Raw genomic sequence first — 6,279 nt, forward strand, 5'->3', positions numbered from 1 at the left:
ATGCAGCAAGAATACAAGATGCCGTTTACATCCCATCTGGTGGAACTTAGAAAGAGGCTTATTGTAAGCGTTGTAGCTGTGGCAATAGGTTTTGCTGTCTCATACAACTATTCTAAAGAGCTCTTTATGATACTTGCCAAACCGCTCCCTCCGAACACATCTTTTGCCTTCACGAGGCTGATAGAACCGTTCTTTACATACCTCAAGGTATCTTTACTCACAGGCATATTTCTGGCAAGCCCTGTTTTAATATACGAAATCTGGTTGTTTATCGCGCCTGGGCTTCATGAAAATGAGAGGAAGTGGGTTTTGCCAATCGTCTTTTCCTCAACGGCCTTATTTATAGGCGGCGTGCTGTTCGGCTATTTTCTGGTGCTGCCGTTCGGTTATAGTTATTTTTTAAGCTTTTCATCAGATACGATAAAGCCCATGCTGTCAATGGATGGATATTTCTCGTTCACGACAAAGTTTCTCCTGGCATTCGGGCTTGTATTTGAGATGCCGCTCTTTATACTGTTCTTGTCTCTGCTGGGCATTGTAAACGCAAAAATGCTCTCCGCCTACAGAAAATATGCGGTAATTGCCATATTTATTATAGCCGCTTTTTTAACGCCCACGCCTGATGCGTTCAGCCAGATACTAATGGCCGCGCCTATGCTTGTGTTCTATGAGGCAGGGATAATATTGGCAAGGATATTCGAAAGAAAAAGGGGCTCGCAATGACACATGGAGCAATTTACACTCACAACCCAATTCATCCCAAAGGGCGACCAGCCGAAGGCGATTAAACAGCTTGTTGACGGCCTCAAAAATGGCATCAGGCATCAGGCGCTTCTCGGTGTTACAGGCTCAGGCAAGACATTTACCATAGCCAATGTCATAGCAGAGATAAATAAGCCCACGCTTGTGCTTGCGCCTAACAAGACACTTGCTGCGCAGCTCTTTGCAGAATTTAAAGAACTTTTTCCTGAAAATGCGGTTGGGTATTTTGTATCTTATTATGATTACTACCAGCCTGAGGCATACATCCCCACGACAGATACTTATATAGAAAAGGACTCGTCTATAAACGACGAGATAGACAAACTCCGCCATTCTGCAACCCATGCGCTGCTTACCAGAAATGATGTGATAATCGTTGCATCCGTATCGTGCATCTACGGCATAGGCTCTCCTAAAGATTACGGCAGTATGCATCTATACGCAGAAAAAGGCATGGATACCCAGAGGGACGAGGTTTTAAAGAGGCTTGTGGAGATGCAGTATCAGAGGAATGACTATGACTTTTACAGGGGCACATTCAGGGTAAGGGGAGATGTGGTTGAGATATTCCCTGCATACGAGGCTGAGACCGCTGTGCGGCTTGAGTTCTTCGGGGATACCATAGAGGCCATATCAGAGATAGACCCAATGCGGGGAAGGATTCTAAGAAAGGCAAACAAGACACTTATTCATCCTGCAAGCCATTATGTGACAACAAGAGATAATCTGAAAAGGGCGATGGACAGCATAAGGGAGGAGTTGCGGGAGAGACTAACACTGCTGAAGGCTGAGAACAAGCTACTTGAGGCGCAGAGGCTTGAGCAGAGGACTATGTTTGACCTTGAGATGCTTGAGGAGATGGGATACTGCTCAGGCATAGAGAATTATTCAAGGCATCTCTCAGGAAGACTTCCGGGCGAGCCGCCGTATACATTGATAGACTATTTTCCTGAGGAGTTTCTTTTGATAATTGACGAGAGCCATATATCAATACCTCAGATTGGCGGCATGTATCACGGCGACAGGTCTCGCAAGGAGACATTGGTAGGGTACGGATTCCGCATGCCGTCTGCGCTTGACAACAGGCCCCTTAAATTTGACGAATTTGAAAAGAGGGTAAATCAGGCGATATATGTCTCTGCAACGCCTGCTAAATATGAGATGGAGAAGGCAAAGGGCGCTGTTGTGGAGCAGATTATAAGGCCCACAGGCCTCATGGATCCTGACATAGAGGTTAGGCCTGCAAAGGCGCAGGTGGACGACCTGCTTGAAGAGATAAGAAAGAGGGTTGAGAAAAAAGAACGTGTGCTTGTAACAACCCTGACAAAGAGGATGTCAGAGGATTTGACAAGATATTATGCTGACCTTGGTGTTAGGGTTAAATACCTGCATTCAGATATTGAGACCCTTGAAAGGGTTGAGATTTTAAGGGCATTAAGACTCGGCGAATTTGACTGCCTCATAGGAATAAATCTTTTGCGTGAAGGGCTTGACCTGCCGGAGGTTTCGCTGGTTGCCATCCTGGATGCTGACAAGGAAGGCTTTCTGCGCTCTGAGAGGTCTCTCATCCAGACCTGCGGCAGGGCTGCAAGGAATGTGAACGGCTGTGTCATTATGTATGCGGATAGAATAACAGGCTCAATGCAAATAGCCATTGACGAGACAATCCGCAGACGGAAGCTCCAGGCTGAATATAATAAGAAAAACGGCATTACCCCTGAGACCATAAAGAGCGCAATCAAAGATGTCCTTAGTTCTGTGTATGAGGCGGATTACTATACTGTGCCTGTTGCGGCAGAAAAGGAAGCTGAATATATCCCGCCCCACGAGCTGCCTAATTTGATAAAGGCCTTGCGCAAAGAGATGCAGGAGGCTGCAAAAGAAATGGATTTTGAAAAGGCAGCAGAACTCAGGGACAGGATAAAGGAACTTGAGGCGCTGGAGGTAAGGATTGGATAGATGGGAGGGTTAATTCAGCTTCGGCCTTTTCTTATGCCAATCTGTTGCCTGCTCAACTGAAAAAGCGTCCTGTGCACTCGTTCACTCCAATGACATGTCTTTATCAATATTATACTGCACCTATATAATTTACGGGTTTGTTATACCGATAAATCAAGAAAGTTTTTACACCATCACACCTTCTGAAAATACTTCCACAGGAACGGTAATGGTTTTATCCCACTGCTCCCTTGTCCGAATACTATGCTCAATCTTTTTAGCTACTTCGGCAGTCAAATATTTTTCTCCGCACTGTTGGCAAACACCTGCCGGGACATTTTGGAAAATATACAACTTTTCCTTATACCGATAGTCTAATTCAACCCTTTCTTCTTTTACTTCCCCGCCGCAATGTGAACAATCGCCATATTTGTGCATAAATATCACCTCCTTATACCCTTGTTCTTTCGTCTACCCATTTTGGTTGTTTTGGCAAATAGACTGTTATTATTCTAATCCATATACCTTTCCTTTTCAGCGTGGTAACTGATTTCATATTCTCCGTGCTTTACTTTTTCCCTGATTTTTCTAATATCCATTTAATTAACTGCCATTAAATCTTCGGCCTTTTCTTATGCCAATCTGTTGCCTGTTCGTAGGCATAGGCTGTTTTTAAGACAGTCTCTTCATCAAGGGGCTTCCCCAGTATCTGAAGTCCTATCGGCAGATTGTCCTTTGTAAATCCGCATGGAAGAGAAAGCCCGGGTATTCCGGCAAGGTTGCATGAGATGGTGAAAATATCAGAAAGATACATGGTGAGCGGGTCTGCGGTCTTTTCGCCAATCTTAAACGCAGGGGTCGGCGTAGTGGGTGTTAGAATAACGTCGCATTTTTTAAATGCCTCTTCAAAGTCTCTTTTTATAAGCGTCCTCACCTGTGACGCCTTTTTGTAATATGCGTCATAGTAGCCTGCCGAGAGGGAATAAGCGCCGAGCATAATCCTTCTTTTTACCTCTGACCCAAAGCCCTCATCCCTTGTTTTGCAATACATATCCATTAGGTTTTTGCTGTCCTTTGCCCTGGAGCCGTATTTAACGCCGTCATATCTTGCAAGGTTAGAACTCGCCTCTGCTGTTGCGACAAGGTAGTAAACTGCAATGGCATAGTCTGTGTGAGGCAGGTTGACATCTACAACTGAGGCGCCTTGTTTTTTTAAGACCTCTATAGCCTCCTTCACAGCCTTTTCCACATCGTTGTCCAGACCTTTAATAAAATACTCCTTTGGGATGCCTATTTTTAAACCTTTCACATCCTTTGTTAATACCTTTGTATAATCAGGCACAGGCGCATCAATTGATGTTGAATCCTGCGGATCATAGCCTGCCATTGCATTGAGCATTATTGCGCAATCTTTTATATCTTTTGTCAATGGGCCTGCCTGATCAAGGGATGACGCAAATGCAATCATGCCGTATCTTGAAATCCTGCCATAAGTCGGCTTCAAACCTACAATGCCGCAGCAGGACGCAGGCTGGCGGATAGAGCCGCCTGTGTCTGTGCCGATGGACCCTGCACATTCGCCTGCAGAAACGCTTGCCGCAGAGCCGCCGCTTGAGCCGCCCGGTACCCTTTCAGTATCCCACGGATTTTTTGTGACAAAGAAGGCAGAATTTTCAGTGGATGAGCCCATGGCAAATTCATCCATGTTGTTTTTACCAAGGATTACTGCGCCTGCTTCCTTCAATTTCTTTATGACAGTGGCATCATAAGGCGGGACAAAATTATTTAGTATCTTTGATGCGCAGGTGGTTAATATTCCTTTTGTGCAGAAGATATCTTTAACTGAAATCGGCACACCTGTAAGAGGAGTTATGTCTTTGCCCGACCCACCCTTTGGGTGGGTGCACCGAATTCTTTTATCAGCCTCCATTGCCTGTTTCATGGCGTCTTCTTTTGTGACTGTGATGTACGCCTTTATCTTTCCGTCAACCGCGTCAATCCTTTTTAGAAATGCCTCTGTCAGCTCTAAAGAGGTTGTCTCCTTCTTCTTTAATTTTTCATGCAGTTCGTGGATAGTTAAGTTGTACAGTTCCAAGATTATCTCCTTTTATTCTATGATCCTCGGCACCTTAAAACATCCCTTTGCCTTTTCAGGGGCGTTGCTTAATACATCTCCCTGTGATAAAGACGGCTTTATCACATCTGTTCTGAATATACCCGCTGGAGACACTGCGCAAGTTGTTGGCTCCACATTTTTTGTATCCAATGTGCTAAGTTTTTCCACATAGGCAAATATCTTCCCCATCTGTTCAGTATACAGTTTGGTTTCATCTTCAGAAAGGGCAAGCCGCGCCAGCGTCGCCACATGCTCAACATCCTTTTTGGTAATTGCCATAATACCTCCAATTTGTTTAAGTAGAGTTATCATAAGACATGGTTATATTCAAGCCATTTTACATTTAATGTTGTTCGTAAAAGGTAAAGAGGAAAAGCCGTATAGAAAATGACCGGGCTGGCAATATAATGGCTGTGGGAGGCGGCGACAGGCAGGAATAAAGACAAAAATAGCAAAAAACAAGACCCTCAACCTGCTCCAAAAGTGTTGGCTATTTCACCACAAAGATTACATCAGTCAATGCAGTAAAAGTTTGCGGTTTTCCTTTGTAATTAAATGTAACTTTCAAATTCTCTAATTTCTTGCTCTTGAAGTTGTCCAGATATTTCATAATCGTTGGTTTCAAAAGGTCAAGGTTTCTTTTCAGTTTCCAAGAACTATTAAAGTCATCTGTGTCAACAAGCACAAGGAACAAACGATTTTCAGAACCGAAACGCATCTCGCCTTGATTTTCGTAAAGCCACTTTGCAAGAGTTGTTGGACTGTCCTGAACCTCTTTGAGAATTTGAAGTTTCTCGTTTTTCAAAGTAGCCAAAACTGAATTACAGAAATCGTCATTTTTGTCTTTCATCTTTTCAACGATTTCATAATAAACGTCTGCGTCTTTAGCTTTTTTGTCAACTCCGATTTTCGCTTCTGCTGCTTTGTTTTTCAGAAAGGTTAATTCAACAGGCATACCTTTTTCTTTACGCTTGAACTTGATATATTCAGCAGGGAGGTAAGTTACTTTCAAATCAAAGGGAATGTTATTGATGAAGAAGTCAACGCTTTTGATTTGTCCGACTGTCGGTAAAACTAATGAATTAGATTTAAAAATATGTTCAATCAAGATGCTGCTCCAGTGATTATACCAACTGTTCAAAACGTATCCCTGAACTGCAATATTTATTTCTGTTTCAAATTTTGAAATGAGAGTGTCGTAAGATTTGTGAACCTTCACATAACGGCTCACTAAATACTTGTCTAAAGAGTTCTGATAATCGCCTCCCCAGTCAAAGTTTTTTAGTTTGTAGAGTTCAGAAACTAACTGCTCAGTGTCAAGTGTTTGCACCTCCCCCGAAATAGTGGACACACCAAAGGGTTAGGTTATAGTAGAATCATATAACCTAAGGAGGTGTGAAATGCAAGAAAGGAAAGTGAACAGGAAATACGATAAGCAGTTTAAGGAAGAAGCAGTAAGACTT

At 43.3% G+C, this 6,279-nt stretch carries 5 protein-coding genes and 1 pseudogene; 2 read left to right on the forward strand and 4 right to left on the reverse strand.

Annotated features, from left to right (window positions below):
- Both tatC and uvrB read left to right on the forward strand, forming a co-directional pair.
- Nucleotides 1-723: a twin-arginine translocase subunit TatC gene (gene tatC, locus Q8P28_04570; GenBank protein MDP2682071.1), complete on the forward strand. Its 723-nt coding sequence runs from the start codon at nt 1-3 to the stop codon at nt 721-723.
- 3 nt (nt 724-726) lie between these two features.
- Nucleotides 727-2,721: an excinuclease ABC subunit UvrB gene (gene uvrB, locus Q8P28_04575; protein MDP2682072.1), complete on the forward strand. Its 1,995-nt coding sequence runs from the start codon at nt 727-729 to the stop codon at nt 2,719-2,721.
- Nucleotides 2,722-2,886: 165 nt separating this feature from the next.
- On the opposite strand, the gene Q8P28_04580 is transcribed toward uvrB, so the two are convergent.
- The 4 genes and pseudogenes from Q8P28_04580 to Q8P28_04595 form a co-directional block, all read right to left on the reverse strand.
- Nucleotides 2,887-3,138 (reverse strand): type II toxin-antitoxin system MqsA family antitoxin, encoded by a 252-nt coding sequence (locus Q8P28_04580; GenBank protein MDP2682073.1) that lies wholly within the window; start codon nt 3,136-3,138, stop codon nt 2,887-2,889.
- A 175-nt stretch (nt 3,139-3,313) separates the two neighbouring features.
- Nucleotides 3,314-4,795: an Asp-tRNA(Asn)/Glu-tRNA(Gln) amidotransferase subunit GatA gene (gene gatA, locus Q8P28_04585; GenBank protein ID MDP2682074.1), complete on the reverse strand. Its 1,482-nt coding sequence runs from the start codon at nt 4,793-4,795 to the stop codon at nt 3,314-3,316.
- 12 nt (nt 4,796-4,807) lie between these two features.
- The gene (gatC, locus tag Q8P28_04590; protein MDP2682075.1) at nt 4,808-5,095 is read right to left on the reverse strand and encodes an Asp-tRNA(Asn)/Glu-tRNA(Gln) amidotransferase subunit GatC; all 288 of its coding nucleotides are present in this window, start codon (nt 5,093-5,095) and stop codon (nt 4,808-4,810) included.
- 211 nt (nt 5,096-5,306) lie between these two features.
- Nucleotides 5,307-6,146 (reverse strand): annotated as a pseudogene (locus Q8P28_04595) (hypothetical protein).
- Between the last annotated feature and the right edge of the window lie 133 nt (nt 6,147-6,279).

The organism is Deltaproteobacteria bacterium (assembly GCA_030690165.1).
Lineage (GTDB): Bacteria > Desulfobacterota > GWC2-55-46 > UBA9637 > UBA9637 > JACRNJ01.

What these genes read in the sequence shown, in the direction of transcription:
- tatC (MDP2682071.1), top strand. Translation starts at nt 1, where the DNA reads ATGCAGCAAGAATACAAGATGCCGTTTACATCCCATCTGGTGGAACTT.
- uvrB (MDP2682072.1), top strand. Translation starts at nt 727, where the DNA reads ATGGAGCAATTTACACTCACAACCCAATTCATCCCAAAGGGCGACCAG.
- Q8P28_04580 (MDP2682073.1), bottom strand. Translation starts at nt 3,138, where the DNA reads ATGCACAAATATGGCGATTGTTCACATTGCGGCGGGGAAGTAAAAGAA.
- gatC (MDP2682075.1), bottom strand. Translation starts at nt 5,095, where the DNA reads ATGGCAATTACCAAAAAGGATGTTGAGCATGTGGCGACGCTGGCGCGG.